The following is a 13,691-nucleotide window of genomic DNA, read 5'->3' as shown; positions in this document are numbered from 1 at the left end:
ATAAGAGCGCTCCGGCCACACCGCGCGATGGAGGCGCGTCGAGGCCAAAAGACTCAAACCAGACTGTGCTGCCGTGGATTGGTTGGGAGAGTTTCCCGCCCGCACACCTGGCAATGAAGGACAAGCCTTTTCAGTAGCCCGCGCCGGCGTTGGACTGCCGGTAGAGACCAAAAAAGCCCGATCCGTCGTTGCTTTAAGTCGCGTCCCCCGTTGAGAGCGGGGTGCGCCGGTTCGCCTCCGGCTGCCAGTCACGGTTGCAAAAAGTGAAGTCACCTTCGACAAGGCATCTCTTTGAGAGAGATGCTGGACGCTTCGGAGTCTGCTTCAACCTTCCGGCTTCCGCACTTCCGAAGAGCCCCTCGGCTTCTTCACCCCTTGGCGGCTGTCCGGCCTCTTGTCCGGATACCTACCGACTGACACACGACCACAGGCACGTGCGAAATTGGGCAATTCCGCACATAATAGTTTTGACTCTGGTTCGCAAGATTTTTTTTAGGCTGAAAGCAGAATTGCCTAACATCTGCTTGCGCAGTGTTGCGTGAGCGACGCTGAAGATGAACGCGCGTTAAGTTTTCTGTGTCGTGCGCGTGACTCTCGCGCGCGAGACGCGTCAGCCGCGCTTGAAGAACGGCTCGACGCGCTGAGCTGCGCGGACGAAGGCGATCATGACGAGCACGCCGAGTACGAACAGCACGGCCTGAAGGATGTGCGCGCCCTGGTCGCCGAGATTCATCAGAACTGCGAGCGCCCAGCCGCCGGCAAACGCCGCGCCGAACACCTCGGCGCCGATCAGGATGGCGGCGCTGATGACGGTGATGACGCTCGGCCAGACGATCTGACGGGAGGACGAGGAAGGCATGGGCTCTGGGGTCCGTGGTTTCGAGGGCCGCAATCTCCCCGAAAAGCCGGGCGGGAGCAAGGCCAAATGGCCCAAAAAAGCCCCATCGCGTGCTATAGCTGGCTCCAACAATCGAGCCGCAAAAAACGAGACCAGCGATGTCAGACCCCCGCCAAACTACGGACGCCGAGACCAATCCGCTGCTGAAGGCCTGGGTGACGCCGTTCGCGACCCCGCCCTTCGACGAGATCAAGCCGGAGCACTTCCTGCCGGCCTTCGAGCAGGCCTTCGCCGATCACTCGGCCGAGATCGCGGCGATGACCAACGACCCGGCTGCGCCCGACTTCGCCAACACCATCACGGCGCTGGAGCGCTCCGGGAAGCTGCTCAACAAGGTCGCGGCGGTGTTCTACGATCTGGTCTCGGCGCATTCCAACCCGGCCATCCTGGAGATCGACAAGGACGTCTCCTTGCGGATGGCGCGGCACTGGAATCCCATCATGATGAACGCTGTGCTGTTTGGCCGCATCGCCCAGCTGCACGAGAACCGCGCCAATCTCGGTCTCTCTCCGGAGCAGCTCCGCCTGCTCGAGCGCACCTACACCCGCTTCCACCGCGCCGGCGCCGGCCTGTCCGACGAGGCCAAGACGCGCATGGCCGAGATCAACGAGAAGCTGGCTCAGCTCGGCACCAGCTTCAGCCATCATCTGCTCGGCGACGAGCAGGAGTGGTTCATGGAGCTCGGGGAGGCCGACCGCCAGGGCCTGCCCGAGAGCTTTGTCGCCGCCGCCAAGGCTGCGGCAGAAGATCGCGGCATGGAAGGCAAGGCCATCGTCACGCTGTCACGCTCCTCGGTCGAGCCGTTCCTGAAGAGCTCGGCCCGCCGCGATCTGCGCGAGAAGGTCTACAAGGCCTTCACCGCGCGGGGCGACAACGGCAATCCCAACGACAATAACGCGACCGTCGTCGAGATCCTGAAGCTGCGTGAGGAGAGCGCCAACCTTCTGGGCTACCCGACCTTCGCCGCCTACCGGCTCGAGGATTCCATGGCCAAGACGCCGGATGCGGTGCGCGGCCTGCTGGAGCGGGTCTGGAAGCCGGCGCGGGCGCGGGCGCTCGCCGACCGCGACGAGATGCAGGCGCTGATCACGGAAGAGGGCGGCAATTTCAAGCTCGCGCCCTGGGACTGGCGCTTTTATGCCGAGAAGCTGCGCCTCCAGCGCGCCAATTTCGACGATTCCGCGATCAAGCCGTATCTGACGCTCGATCACATGATCGCCGCCGCCTTCGACTGCGCCACGCGCCTGTTCGGCATCACCTTCGCGGAGCGCAAGGACGTTCCGGCCTGGCACCCGGACGTCCGGGTCTGGGAGGTGAGGGGACCCGACGGCAAGCACAAGGCGCTGTTCTACGGCGACTACTACGCCCGGCCGTCGAAGCGCTCGGGCGCCTGGATGACCTCGCTGCGCGACCAGCAAAAATTGGACGGCGAGATCGCGCCCCTGGTCATCAATGTCTGCAACTTCGCCAAGGGCGCGAACGGCGAGCCCTCGCTGCTGTCGCCGGACGACGCCCGCACCCTGTTCCACGAATTCGGCCACGGCCTGCACGGCATGCTCTCCAACGTGACCTACCCGTCGCTGTCGGGCACCTCGGTGTTCACCGATTTCGTCGAGCTGCCGTCGCAGCTCTACGAGCACTGGCAGGAGCGGCCCGAAGTGCTCCAGCAGTTCGCCCGCCACTACCAGACCGGCGAGCCGCTGCCGGACGATCTGCTCCAGCGCTTCCTCGCCGCGCGAAAATTCAACCAGGGCTTTGCCACGGTCGAGTTCGTCTCCTCGGCGCTGGTCGATCTCGAATTCCATACCCAGCCGGCCGCCGCCGCGCAGGATGTGCGCGCCTTCGAGAGACGCGAGCTGGAGAAGATCGGCATGCCCGAGGAAATCTCGATGCGCCACCGGCCGACGCAGTTCGGCCACATTTTCTCCGGCGATCACTATGCCGCCGGTTATTACAGCTACATGTGGTCGGAGGTGATGGACGCCGACGCCTTCGGCGCCTTCGAGGAAGCCGGCAACATCTTCGATCCGGCGGTCGCAAAGCGCCTCCACGACGACATCTACTCGACCGGTGGCTCGGTTGATCCGGAGGCCGCCTATGAGGCCTTCCGCGGCCGCCCGCCCGAGCCCGACGCGCTGCTCCGCCGCCGCGGCCTGCTCGACGCGGCGAAAGCGGCCTGATGGGCATGCGCGTCCTGCTGGGCCTGCTGCTCGCCGTCGTAATGATGCTCGCATCAGGCGCTTCGAGCGCGCATCCGCATGTCTGGATCACCGCGACGAGCGAGCTGCTCTATGCCGAGGATGGCTCGATCACCGGCGTGCGCCATGCCTGGACCTTCGACGACATGTTCTCGGCCTATGCGGTGCAGGGCCTCGAGGCCAAAAAGAAGGGCGCCTATACGCGCGAGGAGCTCGGGTCGCTGGCGCAGACCAACGTCGAGTCGCTGAAGGAATATGCCTACTTCACCTTTGCGCGAGCCGACGGCAAGAAGGAGCGCTTTAACGAGCCGATCGACTATTTCCTCGACTACAAGGATACGGTGCTGACCCTGCACTTCACGCTGCCGCTGAAGACCCCGGTCAAGCCGAAGCAACTGGTGCTCGAAGTGTTCGACCGCTCCTTCTTCATCGATTTCCAGATGGCCAAGGACAATCCGGTCAAGCTGGTCGGCGCCCCTGTGGGCTGCCAGATGAAGCTCGATCGTCCGAGCGACGGCACCGCGACTGCGCAGAAGCTCAACGAGCAGACCTTCATGGATGGCCCGAACGCCAATTTCGGCATGATGTTTGCCAACAAGATCACGGTGGATTGCCCTTGAAGCAGCTTCTCTCTCCGCTCGCGCACCGACTCATGGTCTGCGCTGCTGTTCTCCTGGCCGTCGGCGTGGCTGACGCCGCACTCCACGATCTCCTCGCACAAAATCCGTTCGGGGCGCCGAAGTCGGCGCAGGCGGCCGAGCCCGAGGCCAGCGGCCTCGTCGGCTGGCTCCTGGCGAAGCAGTCGGAATTCTATCGCCAGATGTCGGCGACCATCCGCGCCGCCAAGTCCGACGGCTCGGCGGTGTGGACTCTGCTCTTCATCTCGTTTGCCTACGGCATCTTCCATGCCGCCGGGCCCGGCCACGGCAAGGCGGTGATCGCCTCCTACCTCGTCGCCAACCGCGAGACTGCGCGGCGCGGCATCGCGCTGTCGTTCGCCTCCGCCTTGATGCAGTCGCTGGTGGCGATCCTGATCGTCGGCATCTCGGCCTGGATCCTGAACGCGACGGCCAGGACCATGTGCAAGGCGGAAGGCGCGATCGAGATCGCAAGCTATGGTTTGATCGCGCTGTTCGGCCTGCGGCTGGTCTGGGTCAAGGGCGGCGCCTTCATCCGCGCGCTTCAGGCGACCCAGCCGGTGCCGGCGATCGCCGGCGTGCCGCACGACCACCATGATCACGGCCATCACCATCATCTTGATGCGCATGGCGATCATGACCATGATCACCATCACCACGACCACAGTCACGCGCACGTCCACGACGAGCATTGCGGTCATTCCCATGGCCCCACCCCGGCCGAGCTCGCCGGCCCCGACGGCTGGCGGCGCGGCTTTGCCGCGATCCTGACCGTCGGCATCCGTCCCTGTTCGGGGGCGATCCTGGTGCTGGTATTCGCGCTCGCCCAGGGCCTGTTCTGGGCCGGGATCGCCGCGACCTTGCTGATGGGCCTCGGCACGGCGATCACGGTCGCGACCATCGCGATCGTCGCGGTCTCCGCCAAGGACATCGCCGCGCGTCTGAGCGGAGGGCGCGACGGCGGCGGCGCTCTCTTCATGCGCGGGATCGAATTCGGCGCTGCCGGCCTGGTGCTGCTGCTCGGCGTGGGCCTGTTGTTCGGCTACATCGCGGCCGAACGGACGACGTGTTTTTGAGGTCCTACCCCTCTAGGGGAGGGTAAGAATCACCCCGGCAAAAACCGCTTCAACATCGGCATGAAGAAAACCCCGAGATTGAGCGCAAAGCCGATGTTCCAGAGGATGGAGCGGAGCGTCGGACGGTTGCCGAGATAGGTCAGCACATAGGCGATCCGCACGATCAGGAACAGAATCGCCAGCTCGTCGATCAGCCGCTGCGGCGAATCCCGGAATTCGGCGAGCAGCACGGCAAAGGCGAAAAACGGAAAGGTCTCGATGCCGTTCTGATGGGCGCCGAGCGCTCGTGCCCGGATCGGATCCTGGAAGAAGGCGGGATCGCGCGGATTGGCATTGTCGAACCGGCGGATCGCCGTCAATTTGCCGGCCGCCAGCGTCAACAGATAGAGCAGCACCGCTCCGAATACGCACCATTCCGCCAGCGTCATGGTTTCTCCCCCTGGCATGAACCCTAGCGAAACCGGCCCAATCTTGACAAGTTCGGTGCAACGCGCGACCCACACCCTGCCATGACGACCGTAGTCCCCATCGAGACCGCGAAATTGGCCGCGCAATCCGGCCAGCCGCGCGTCGGCGTGCTCCTTGTCAATCTCGGCACGCCCGACACGGCCGACGCCCCGGGCGTGCGGGTCTACCTCAAGGAATTCCTGTCGGACGCCCGCGTCATCGAGGATCAGGGTCTGATCTGGCAGCTGGTGCTGAACGGCATCATCCTGCGCAGCCGTCCCCGCACCAAGGCGCTCGACTACCAGAAGATCTGGAACAAGGAGCGGAACGAGTCGCCGCTGAAGACCATCACGCGCTCGCAAGCCGACAAGCTTGGCGCCGCCCTGTCGGACCGCGACCACGTCGTGGTGGACTGGGCGATGCGCTACGGCAATCCGTCGATCCAGTCGGGCATCGATGCGCTGATCGCGAAGGGATGTGACCGCATCCTCGCAGTCCCCCTCTATCCGCAATATTCCGCCTCGACCTCGGCGACGGTCTGCGATGAAGTGTTCCGCGTGCTCGCCCGCCTGCGCAACCAGCCGACGCTGCGGGTGACGCCGCCTTATTACGTGGACGAGGCCTATATCGAGGCGCTCGCGACCTCGATCAAGGCGCATCTCCCGACGTTGTCCTTCCAGCCGGAGCTGATCGTCGCTTCTTTCCACGGCATGCCGAAATCCTATGTCGACAAGGGCGATCCCTATCAGAGCCATTGCGTCGCCACGACGGAGGCGCTACGCCGCCGGCTCGGCATGGACGACACAAAACTGCTGCTGACCTTCCAGTCGCGCTTCGGCAATGACGAGTGGCTGCAGCCCTACACCGACAAAACCATGGAGCGTCTGGCGAAAGACGGCGTGCGCCGCATCGCGGTGGTGACGCCGGGCTTCTCCGCCGACTGCCTGGAGACGCTGGAGGAGATCGCGCAGGAGAATGCCGAGATCTTCAAGCACAATGGCGGCGAGGCGTTTTCGGCGATCCCTTGCCTGAACGACAGCGAGCCCGGCATGGACGTGATCCGGACGCTCGTGCTACGCGAGCTTCAAGGCTGGATTTGATGGTCGCCGCATGAATCGCCGCGATTGCCTCGCGCTTCTTGGGTTTGTCACCGTGCTGCCGCCCGCAGCGCTGTCGCAGCAGTCGAGCGCGCCGCGGCGGCTCGGCGTGCTCTCGGTCATCGCCTCCGATGACGTGATCGGACAGGCCCGCCTGGCCGAGGCGCTCGCCGCCCATGGCTGGAAGGAGCAGGACAATCTCAGAGTCGACTGGCGCAGCGGCGCGGGCGACCGTGCGTACATCGCCCGGCTTGCCGACGAACTGATCGCGCTCAAGCCCGACATCCTGCTCGCAATCGGCACGCCGTCGGTGGAGGAGCTGCGCCAGCGCACCACGACGACCCCGATCGTATTCGCCGTCGTCACCGATCCTGTCAGCCAGGGTTTTGTGAAAGATCTCGCCCGTCCCGGCGGCAACATCACCGGCTTTACCGATTATGACGGCCCGCTCGCCGGCAAATGGCTGGAGATGTTGACGCAGATCACGCCAAAGGTTTCGCGTGTCGTTGTTGTCTACAATCCCGATACCGCACCGTTCGCGCTCCTGATGCTGCGCACGATCGAGGACGCGGCACGCACGCTTCACGTGACAGTCGAGCCTGCACCGGTGCACGACGCGACGTCGATTGCCGCGCTGGCGTCGCACAAGGAGGGTGGCTTCCTGGTCCTGCCGGACTTCTTCACCATGGCCAATCGCGCGCATCTGCTGGCAGCGATTGCGGAGGCTCGTCTGCCGGCGGTGTTCTGGAGCCGAATCTTTGTCGGTGAGGGCGGGCTGATGTCCTACAGCACCGACAGCGCCGAGCAGTTGCGTCGTGCCGCCGGTTATATCGACCGGGTCTTGAAGGGTGCGTTGCCTGCCGAACTTCCGGTCCAGAACCCCACCAAGTTCGAGCTCGCGATCAACCTGAAGACGGCCAAGGCGATTGGCGTCACCATTCCTTCGAGCCTGCTCGCAACCGCGAACATGGTCGTCGAATAGGTGTTTCTGGTCGACGATACAGGCGAAATCCTTAACCTTTGCCGGTAGGTCTGCGTCCGAGCGCTTTCAAGAGCCCTCCACAAATACATAATCGTGACCGTTCCCTCTCCGTGCGTCTTGTGCAGAATCGCGTGGATGCAGACGTTACTCGTGACCGCTGAACCGGTAGGGTCTTGATCCCGACCAATGACAGCGCGGGAAAGGGCTTTTTCCCGCCTTGGAGGACATATGAGCGGCTTCGATATTTTCGCAATTGTTCTGGTGTTGCTCGTCATTGTCACACTGATTGCCGGCGTGAAGACGGTGCCACAGGGTTATGACTGGACCATCGAACGGTTTGGCAAATACACCCAGACGCTGAGCCCCGGGCTCAACCTGATCGTGCCTTATTTCGATCGCGTCGGGCGCAAGATCAACATGATGGAGCAGGTGATCAACATTCCCGAGCAGGAGGTGATCACTAAGGACAATGCCACCGTGACGGTGGACGGCGTCGCCTTCTTCCAGGTGTTCGACGCCGCCAAGGCGAGCTATGAGGTCGCCAATCTCGAGCAGGCGATCATCGTGCTGACCATGACCAACATCCGATCGGTGATGGGCTCGATGGATCTCGACCAGGTACTGTCGCATCGTGACGAGATCAACGAGCGCCTGCTGCGCGTGGTCGATGCCGCGGTCTCGCCCTGGGGCCTCAAGGTCAACCGCATCGAGATCAAGGACATCGTGCCGCCGGCCGACCTCGTCGAGGCGATGGGCCGGCAGATGAAGGCCGAGCGCGTCAAGCGCGCCGACATTCTCGCTGCCGAAGGCCAGCGCCAGTCCGAGATCCTGCGCGCCGAGGGCGCCAAGCAGGGCCAGATCCTTCAGGCTGAGGGCCGCAAGGAAGCCGCCTTCCGCGACGCCGAGGCACGCGAACGGTCGGCCGAGGCCGAGGCGAAGGCCACGCAGATGGTCAGTGACGCCATCGCCAAGGGCGACGTCGCGGCGCTGAACTATTTCATCGCCGACAAGTACATCAAGGCGTTCGGGCAATTAGCGGACTCGCCGAACCAGAAAGTGATCATGCTGCCGGTCGAGGCGATGAGCATGCTGGGCTCGCTCGCCGGCATCGGCGAGATCGCCAAGGCCACGTTCGGCGAAAGTGCCGCGTCCGCGGCTGCCGCGGCGCGCCGCGGGTCGGTGCCGCCGGTCGGCGGCACGCCGCCGTCGGTGCCGCCGCGGCAATAGGATTGCTCACAGAGGTCGTATCATGACCGACATGTTCGTATCGCTCGGCACCTGGAACTGGCTGATCTTCGGCTTTATCCTGATGGCGCTGGAGGTGATCGCACCGGGTGTCTTCCTGTTCTGGCTCGGGCTTGCGGCTCTTCTGGTCGGCCTGATCTCGTTCGGCCTCGTCGTGTCCTGGCAGATCCAGCTCGTGATGTTTGCGGTGTTTGCCATCGCCGCGGTACCGGTGTGGCGCAGGCTCGCCCGGCCGAAGCTGGATGCGACCGCGAGCCCGTTCCTGAACAAGCGCACCGAGGCGCTGCTCGGCCGCGAGTTCACGCTGGAGAAGCCGATCATCGATGGCAACGGCACCGTGCGCATCGGCGACACGGTGTGGCGCGTGGCTGGTCCGGACACGCCGGCGGGCACGCGCGTGAAGGTGGTGCAGGTGGATGGCGCGAATTTGACGGTCGCCGCGGCTTAGCTGCGTGTGAGGCGATCGCTTTTAGGTGCCCGGCAGCAGTCCGTCAGCGATGGCGAACACGGCAGCCAATCCGGCCGCGATCGCAGCCCAGGCACTCCACCGGCTTTGCCTGTAGACCATGATCAGAATTGCCTTGGGATCATCCAGGCCAGTTTCGAGCCCGTGCCTGATCCTGCCCGGCCTTTTCAACCTGATGCTAGCGGACAGAAACCACAGCACCGCCGCCGCGGCGGCGGAGCCCTCCGACAACAACTCGCACAGGTGCTTCATCCGGCCCCCGTCGGGCAATTGGCCGCGCCGCAGGGGATGGTCCGACGCGGATGCGAGACGACGTTGATCTAGATCATGGCCTGCCGATAAAGCAGGGATCGTCATCGGCGCGTGAAGATGGAGCATGCCGATGTGGGTCTTGATGTACGTCTTTTCATACTCTGTCGACCCGGCCGCGACGAACGACAGGGCCGAATGGAGGCTGCGCCCGAACGTGGTGTTTCAGGAGTTCTCCAATGAAGAGCGATGCAAGGCGGCCAAATCGGCGCTCGAGAGCAGCCTGAAGGACGCGGGGGCCAGATTGAGAAGCGGGTTGGAAGACCTGAAGAGCATCGGCAAGGCCGATCCGGCGCAGTTGATCATTGCCTATAATGTTGAATGCCTTCCGAAATAAGCGGCAAGTCTGCGTCAGTTTCGCCAACGTTCCGCAAATCGGTGCAGCGGCATGAATGTCTCGCACAATTCGCGGCCCAGCGGCGTCAGCCCATAGCCTCCGCCGTCGCCCAATTCCACAAACCCGGCCTCGCGCAATTCGGTCAGCCTCGTCTGCAACACCGTTGGCGAAGCCTCGTCGCAGGCAGTGCGCAAGCCGCGCGAGGTGAGGGCGGCGTCGCGTAATTCCCAGAGGATCCGCAAGCTCCAGCGCCGGCCGAGCAGATCGAGCAGCGCCATGATCGGCCGGCCCGTGCGCGAGCCGCGGACGCTGCGTGTGCTGGAGCCGGTCTGTTTCGCCATCGGAGCCCTCTTGCGGGTTGCTACAAATAGTGTAGCGTGCTGCTACAGTAAATGTAGCAACGGAGACGGTCCATGTCTCAGGCCACACCGCGCATCGCGCCGCTCACCCCGCCTTATCCCCCGGAGATCCAGGCGCAGTTCGACCGCATCATGCGCGGCGCGCCGCCGCTGGTGCTATTCCGGGTGATGGCAGGCCATGCCCGCGCATGGGACAAATTTCGCGCCGGCGGGCTGCTCGATCCCGGGCCGCTGTCGCTGCGCCAGCGCGAGATCGTCATCGACCGCACCTGCGCGCTGAACAGATGCGAATATGAATGGGGTGTGCACGTCGCGATCTTTGCCGGGCCGGCAAAGCTCACCGAGGAGGAAGTCCGCGCCACAGTGCAGGGCGACGCGACGTCAGCCTGCTGGTCGCCGGCCGAGCAGGCACTGATCGCGGCGGTCGACGCGCTGCATCAGCGCGCGACGTTCAGTGACGAGGAGTTTGCCGCACTGTCGGCGCATTACGACGAGGCGCAGATCCTGGAGATCATGCTGCTGTGCGGCTTCTATCGCACGGTGTCGTATCTGGCGAACGGGCTGAAGCTGCCGCTGGAGGAGAACGCGGCGCGGTTTCCGGCGGTCTAACCACGCGTCACTACGCTAGCAATGACGAGTGGAGAGAGCGGTGCGTTACGCCACGCCAGCCCGCAGCAGATCGTGCAGATGCACGATGCCGACGACCTTGTCCGCGTCGGTCACGACCAGCGTCGTGATTTTCCGTGCGTTGAGCACCTCGATCATCTCGGTGGCGAGCATCGAGGGCGGCACGGACTTCGGCTGCCTGGTCATGATCGCGTCGACCGTCGCGGTCAAAAGGTCGGGCCGTCGCATATGGCGGCGCAGATCGCCGTCGGTGATGATGCCGACGGCTTCGTTCGCCTCGTTGACGATACAGACGCAGCCCAAACCCTTGGCCGACATCTCGACCACGGCGTCCGACATCTTGGTACCGAGCGGCTTGACCGGGATCTCTGCGCCGGTGCGCATGTAGTCGCGGACGAATTTCAGCATCGCACCCAGCTTGCCGCCGGGGTGGAAATGGGCGAATTCCAGCGCGGTGAAGCCGCGGCCTTCCAAGAGCGCGATCGCGATGGCATCGCCGATCGCGACCTGCATCATGGTCGAGGTGGTCGGCGCCAGATTATGCGGGCAGGCCTCCCGCGCCTTGGGCAGCTCGATCACGAGGTCGGCGGCTTGTCCGAGCGAAGAGGCAGCGTTCGACGTCACCGCGATCATCGGGATCGCAAAGCGCGCCGAATAATTCACGAGGGTCTTCATCTCCGGCTGCTCGCCGGACCAGGACAGCGCCATGATGACGTCATCAGTGGTGATCATGCCGAGATCGCCGTGGGCCGCTTCGGCGGTGTGGACGAAGAAGGCCGGCGTGCCGGTCGAGGCCAGGGTCGCCGCGATCTTGCGCGCCATGTGGCCGGACTTGCCGAGACCGGTGACGATGACGCGGCCTTTTGCGTTGCGGATCAGGTCGACCGCCTTGGCAAACGTCTCGCCGAGCGGGCCGCGCAGCGCGGCCGCGAGGGCGTTGATGCCGCCGCTCTCCGTCTCCAGCGTGCGGAGCGCGGATTCGACGCTGGCGGGGGTGGGGCCGGATGATGAGGTCATCAGCGGTTTTGAACTCGGCATGCTCTGATCCAGGGAGGCGTGTGTTGGCCGCCTCCTTAGCACGCCCCGGCGCGCGAGGCGACGCAGGCGCGGAAAGCCTCAACGGGTCATTAACCATAATTGTTTTAACTCCATTAACGATGGTTCCCGCATGTCCGCGGAAAGCCATCGACGAAGTGTCTGATTTCGTTGGAGTTATTCGATCGTGGGGTTGCCTCCAGGCAGGGGCCGGAGCATGCGCGCGCAACGCTTTCGCGCCGTTTTGCCATGCCTGCTGCTGACCACGCTGGAAAGCGCTCCGGCAGCCGCCCAGAGCCTCACGCCCGACCTGTTCAATCCCAGCCGCGGCGGCTTCGTCTCGCCGGACACGCTGCCGACGCGCCGTACGGCGGGCGTCCCGCAGGCGCCGTCGGATGCGATCCCGCAGCCGCCCGATCCCAATGACGACCCGCGCAAGAGAAGCGAGACGCCCGCGACCTCGCGCATCGGCCAGGTCCCGACCTACGGCCTGCCCGCCGCCAATGGCGCGAGCAGCTCCGGCTATGACTCGCTGAACCGCAAGCGTCAGCAGCCGAAGCTCTATCCGGGTCAGGCGAAGCCGAAACGCCCGGCCGGTCCCGGTTCGCCGGTGCCGCCGGCCACGCCGCCCGTATCCACTCTCGGCCCGCCTCGCATCGCGTCGCCGCCGTCGGAGACCGCGAACAAAGCGCCGGTGCCGCCGGCGATGGCCGGCACCGTGCCGGGCCAGCCATTGCGCCGCCGCCTCAAGGCGGACGACGATGCGTTCGGCGCGGTCGGCGACTATGCCGGCAGTTTTCTCATCAAGGGCGGCCTCGAACTCTCCACGGGCTACGACACCAATCCGGCGCGTTTGAACAAGCCGGTCGGCTCGCCGGTCTATGTGGTCGCACCTGATCTCCTCGTGCAGTCCGACTGGGAGCGCCACGCGCTGGTCGCGGATTTGCGCGGCTCGTTCTCCGGCTACACCAACAACATGCCTGCCACGATCGACGGTCTCGCTTCGCCGTCGCCGGTCGATATCGACCGCCCGGATTTCACCGGCCATGTCGACGGCCGCTTCGATGTCGATCGCGATCTCAAGCTGACCTCGCAATTCCGCCTGCGGCTTGCGACCGACAATCCCGGCAGCCCGAACGTGCAGGCGGGCCTGCAAAAATATCCGGTCTACGCCACCTATGGCGGCACCTTCGGCTTCGACCAGACCTTCAATCGCTTCGAGGTCGCCGCGGGCGCGACAGTGGATCGCACCGCCTATACCGACTCCAAGCTGACCGACGGCTCGACCTTCAGCAATAACGACCGCGACTTCAACCAGTATGGCGGTGTCGGGCGCTTTTCCTACGAGCTGAAGCCGGGCCTGAAACCCTTCGTCGAGATCCAGGGCGATACCCGCGTCCACGACCAGGCCGCCGACCGCAACGGTTACTTGCGCGATTCAAACGGCGGCTACGCCAAGGTCGGCTCGTCCTTCGAGTTCTCGCGCATCCTCACCGGCGAAGTCTCGGTCGGCTATTCCGCGCGCAATTATGTCGATCCGCGGCTGAGCCAGCTCTCGGGCTTCCTGACATCTGGCTCGCTGATCTGGAACGCCAGCGGTCTCACCACGGTGAAATTCAACACCGACACGCAGATCGCGGAGACCACCATCCCCGGCTCCTCCGGCGTGCTGGTGCACACCTACGCGGCCGAGGTCGATCACGACTTCCGCCGCTGGCTCACCGCGATCGGCAAGTTCACCTACGGCACCTACGACTACCAGGGCCAGAACCGCAACGACAAGACCTACTCGATCGAAGGCAATCTGATCTACAAGCTCAACCGCAATGTCTGGATCAAGGGCACGCTGCGCCACGACATCCTGGATTCGAATGTCGCGGGCTCGAGCTCGCAGGGCACGGTGGTGATGTTAGGGGTGAGGTTGCAGAATTAGAGGGCAGCTCATCGCAGCCCAAGCCTGCGCCGGGACGACAGCGG

At 64.4% G+C, this 13,691-nt stretch carries 15 protein-coding genes; 10 read left to right on the top strand and 5 right to left on the bottom strand.

Going from position 1 to position 13,691, the window contains the following annotated elements:
* Positions 1 to 610 precede the first annotated feature (610 nt).
* Positions 611 to 859 carry a hypothetical protein gene (locus tag IC761_RS32580; protein ID WP_195800720.1) on the bottom strand — a complete coding sequence of 83 codons (249 nt, stop codon included), beginning with the start codon at positions 857 to 859 and terminating at the stop codon, positions 611 to 613.
* Positions 860 to 996: 137 nt separating this feature from the next.
* On the opposite strand from IC761_RS32580, the gene IC761_RS32575 reads away from it, so the two are divergent.
* Genes IC761_RS32575 through IC761_RS32565 form a run of 3 tightly spaced genes read left to right on the top strand, consistent with a single transcriptional unit; the run spans position 997 to position 4,810 of the window.
* Positions 997 to 3,078 carry a M3 family metallopeptidase gene (locus IC761_RS32575; protein WP_195800719.1) on the top strand — a complete coding sequence of 694 codons (2,082 nt, stop codon included), beginning with the start codon at positions 997 to 999 and terminating at the stop codon, positions 3,076 to 3,078.
* Entirely contained in the window at positions 3,078 to 3,716 is a 639-nt protein-coding gene (locus tag IC761_RS32570) for a DUF1007 family protein (protein ID WP_195800718.1), read from the top strand. Before IC761_RS32575 ends, IC761_RS32570 begins: the two co-directional genes overlap by 1 nt.
* A complete protein-coding gene (locus IC761_RS32565) occupies positions 3,713 to 4,810 on the top strand; it encodes a nickel/cobalt transporter (RefSeq protein ID WP_195800717.1) in 1,098 nt (365 codons plus the stop codon). Before IC761_RS32570 ends, IC761_RS32565 begins: the two co-directional genes overlap by 4 nt.
* A gap of 29 nt (positions 4,811 to 4,839) precedes the next feature.
* On the opposite strand, the gene IC761_RS32560 is transcribed toward IC761_RS32565, so the two are convergent.
* Positions 4,840 to 5,238, bottom strand: coding sequence for an MAPEG family protein (locus IC761_RS32560; protein ID WP_195800716.1), 399 nt, complete (start codon positions 5,236 to 5,238; stop codon positions 4,840 to 4,842).
* Between the two features lie 81 nt (positions 5,239 to 5,319).
* On the opposite strand from IC761_RS32560, the gene hemH reads away from it, so the two are divergent.
* The 4 genes from hemH to IC761_RS32540 all read left to right on the top strand — a co-directional run bounded on the left by hemH (position 5,320) and on the right by IC761_RS32540 (position 9,029).
* Positions 5,320 to 6,357: a ferrochelatase gene (hemH, locus tag IC761_RS32555; protein WP_195800715.1), complete on the top strand. Its 1,038-nt coding sequence runs from the start codon at positions 5,320 to 5,322 to the stop codon at positions 6,355 to 6,357.
* A gap of 10 nt (positions 6,358 to 6,367) precedes the next feature.
* Complete coding sequence (locus IC761_RS32550) at positions 6,368 to 7,336, top strand: ABC transporter substrate-binding protein (RefSeq protein WP_195800714.1); 969 nt, start codon at positions 6,368 to 6,370, stop codon at positions 7,334 to 7,336.
* Between the two features lie 228 nt (positions 7,337 to 7,564).
* Positions 7,565 to 8,563, top strand: a complete 999-nt coding sequence (locus tag IC761_RS32545) for an SPFH domain-containing protein (protein WP_195800713.1) — start codon at positions 7,565 to 7,567, stop codon at positions 8,561 to 8,563.
* Between the two features lie 22 nt (positions 8,564 to 8,585).
* Positions 8,586 to 9,029 carry an NfeD family protein gene (locus tag IC761_RS32540; protein ID WP_195800712.1) on the top strand — a complete coding sequence of 148 codons (444 nt, stop codon included), beginning with the start codon at positions 8,586 to 8,588 and terminating at the stop codon, positions 9,027 to 9,029.
* Between the two features lie 21 nt (positions 9,030 to 9,050).
* On the opposite strand, the gene IC761_RS32535 is transcribed toward IC761_RS32540, so the two are convergent.
* Positions 9,051 to 9,425: a hypothetical protein gene (locus IC761_RS32535; RefSeq protein WP_195800711.1), complete on the bottom strand. Its 375-nt coding sequence runs from the start codon at positions 9,423 to 9,425 to the stop codon at positions 9,051 to 9,053.
* On the opposite strand from IC761_RS32535, the gene IC761_RS32530 reads away from it, so the two are divergent.
* Positions 9,424 to 9,693 (top strand): hypothetical protein, encoded by a 270-nt coding sequence (locus IC761_RS32530; protein ID WP_246791400.1) that lies wholly within the window; start codon positions 9,424 to 9,426, stop codon positions 9,691 to 9,693. The two genes, IC761_RS32535 and IC761_RS32530, sit on opposite strands and share 2 nt — an antisense overlap.
* 14 nt (positions 9,694 to 9,707) lie before the next feature.
* Here IC761_RS32530 and IC761_RS32525 read toward each other — a convergent pair whose 3' ends face one another.
* Entirely contained in the window at positions 9,708 to 10,034 is a 327-nt protein-coding gene (locus tag IC761_RS32525; RefSeq protein ID WP_195800710.1) for a winged helix-turn-helix transcriptional regulator, read from the bottom strand.
* A gap of 72 nt (positions 10,035 to 10,106) precedes the next feature.
* On the opposite strand from IC761_RS32525, the gene IC761_RS32520 reads away from it, so the two are divergent.
* Positions 10,107 to 10,661 (top strand): carboxymuconolactone decarboxylase family protein, encoded by a 555-nt coding sequence (locus IC761_RS32520; RefSeq protein ID WP_195800709.1) that lies wholly within the window; start codon positions 10,107 to 10,109, stop codon positions 10,659 to 10,661.
* A 45-nt stretch (positions 10,662 to 10,706) separates the two neighbouring features.
* Here the strand turns inward: IC761_RS32520 and IC761_RS32515 are convergent, their stop codons facing one another.
* Positions 10,707 to 11,717, bottom strand: a complete 1,011-nt coding sequence (locus IC761_RS32515; RefSeq protein WP_195800708.1) for a KpsF/GutQ family sugar-phosphate isomerase — start codon at positions 11,715 to 11,717, stop codon at positions 10,707 to 10,709.
* 184 nt (positions 11,718 to 11,901) lie between these two features.
* Between IC761_RS32515 and IC761_RS32510 the strand changes: the two genes are divergently transcribed.
* A complete protein-coding gene (locus IC761_RS32510) occupies positions 11,902 to 13,647 on the top strand; it encodes an outer membrane beta-barrel protein (RefSeq protein WP_195800707.1) in 1,746 nt (581 codons plus the stop codon).
* The last annotated feature ends 44 nt before the right edge of the window (positions 13,648 to 13,691 follow it).

This window comes from Bradyrhizobium commune (assembly GCF_015624505.1).
Classification (GTDB): domain Bacteria; phylum Pseudomonadota; class Alphaproteobacteria; order Rhizobiales; family Xanthobacteraceae; genus Bradyrhizobium; species Bradyrhizobium commune.
The sequence above is the reverse complement of the archived record's forward strand: the minus strand, read 5'-3'. Positions and strand labels throughout refer to the sequence as shown.